Origin of the sequence: Catenibacterium sp. (genome assembly GCF_052354645.1) — a bacterium.
GTDB classification, from domain to species: domain Bacteria; phylum Bacillota_I; class Bacilli_A; order Erysipelotrichales; family Coprobacillaceae; genus Catenibacterium; species Catenibacterium mitsuoka_A.
Genome location: NZ_DAWDDM010000315.1, coordinates 1 through 2,192, shown reverse-complemented (window position 1 = coordinate 2,192; position 2,192 = coordinate 1). Strand labels below are relative to the sequence as shown.

The 2,192-nt window shown below is 30.8% G+C and carries 2 protein-coding genes; both read right to left on the bottom strand.

Annotated elements, in window-relative coordinates:
• A partial coding sequence (locus ACT8VG_RS10480) for a Helicase associated domain protein (protein ID WP_444195836.1) occupies positions 1 to 1,433 on the bottom strand: 1,433 nt, incomplete at its 3' end.
• 396 nt (positions 1,434 to 1,829) lie between these two features.
• Positions 1,830 to 2,192 (bottom strand): hypothetical protein (locus ACT8VG_RS10475; RefSeq protein WP_444195835.1); only part of this gene is annotated, 363 nt, incomplete at its 5' end.

The following is a 2,192-nucleotide window of genomic DNA, read 5'->3' as shown; positions in this document are numbered from 1 at the left end:
TCCCAAATCATTCCTATATCATCTAATTTTTTTATTTGATCTTCAGTTAGTTTTCCAACTATAGTACCTTTACGAATAGCTTTTTGATTATTAAGCCAACTACCTAGTGCATAACCTTCCTCAGTAATGTATCTTGCAGGTACTTCTAAGTTTCCATTCTCTTTGTAGTACTGTTTAGCACTTGCATAATAAATATCCCAAGTTGCAGTTAAAGCATCATTGAGTTTTTCAAATAGTTCTTTACAGTTTCTTACTTCATCAATAATCTTGAATTTTTCATTGATGATTTGATTTGCTTCTCCTAGAGAGCGATAGTAGGATGTAGCTACTTGCATTTCTTCTTTAATAGAATCAATGCTATAGATATTTTCAATGTTTAATACGATATCAAAGATAACTGCATTTGTTTTCTTGCTTGCAGACAGTGCTCTACCAATCTGCTGTTTATAGACTATTGGAGAAACTGTAGGTCTTAAAAGAATAACTCCACTTATATCATCAACATGAATGCCTTCATTTAATGCATCGATACAGTAAAGAAGTCTTAAGTGATTATTATCATTATCTTCTTTGAAGTCCTTAAATGCTTTATCTGCTCCTGGATCACTTGAATATACAGAGTACATATGTGGTTCTTTATCTACCTTTGAGAACCATTCTGTATGTTTCATCATCTGATCCATATGTTCTTTGTTAGAACAGAATACTATGTATTTACCATGCGGATCAGTCATGTGTTTTTTGAATATGACATCTAATCCTTCAGACTTTTCTAATGTTCTTCTTAGTTCATCCAAACATTTTTCAGCATTATCTCTTGCAACTTTACTTTTTGTTTTCTTTACTCTTCTTTCGTATTTCTCTAATGTATTCTGATAATAATACATTGATAATATGTATTTAGGTGGGTTCAATATTCCACGTACTATTGATTCACCTAAACTCATTTGAGAAGCTATATTTCCATCAAAGAGCTCCTGTGCCATATCTCTTTGGTTATCTAGATAACGAACATTAGTTGCAGATAAACCTAAAACTGGAACATCTGCATACGTAAAGAGAAGTTGTTCTACACCCTTTTGCCAGAATGTAGCTCCAGCACGATGATATTCATCAAGAACAATATAGTCAGGATGTATTGCTTGTATCTCTTCTTTACTCATACCCATGAGCTTGGCATAAGTAAAGAAGACAATATTATTAGGTTTATAACCATTAGTTGCTTGATATAAATTCTCTAGCTGGGTAGAGAAAATATATTCAGAAGGAGATAACCAACAGATTGTCTTATCAGGATGATCTTCGCATAGTTTAAATGCGATAAATGATTTACCTGTTCCTGTTGGATGAACAATTGCTGCTTTTTTAGTATCTTTAAGCATAGTAACTGCTAAGTCATATGCTTTTTGATTATGAGAATACAGCTTAATCATTGTCTAATCCCCCTCTTCTTTTTGTATGTAATAGTGGTGAATATAAACAAATCCTCTAAATTATTATTTGGTTCACAAGGTATACCTTTCGTGCCATTTTTTTATTAAACAGAAACAATAAGATATTTATTTATATTCGCGGAAAATTATACCATTTTCCGCTTTTATTTTAAAGTTCTTTTGTTACTAAAAGTATACTTTTCGTGCCATTGTATTGCTTTTAAATCAATAATTATAGAATTTTGTTTGATATGCTATTAAAAAGCATTGTCTCTCTCAACCTTGAATTACATACACAAAGAAGTTATATTCCTTTATATCACTCGTTAGCTGATTTTTATAAATAACATCATTAAAAGGCGAATGCTTATAGCTACTCATATATCACCCTAATATTTAATTACGCTCTATTAACTCTGGATACCCTACATCAATATAATATTTCTCACCAGTTTGATAATACCTAATTTCATACTCCTGAACGTATTCATTAGCCATGCTATCTAAAAACAAAATATTGAAAATAAAACCCTCATTTAACTTTTGTTTTGGAACATTAAGCCTTACTATCTTTGTTTCATTTATTATATACACGTCTTTGTAAGCGATTCCCAAAGAATTTTCTCCTGTCCCAAATGTAATAGTATTAGCAAAACCATTCCCTATATTAGTAATTTCTAAATAAATCGACTCAAGTGATTGTGGTTTTAGTTTATCATCTTGCCTATTAACACCTGATATTTGAAATCGTTTTATATC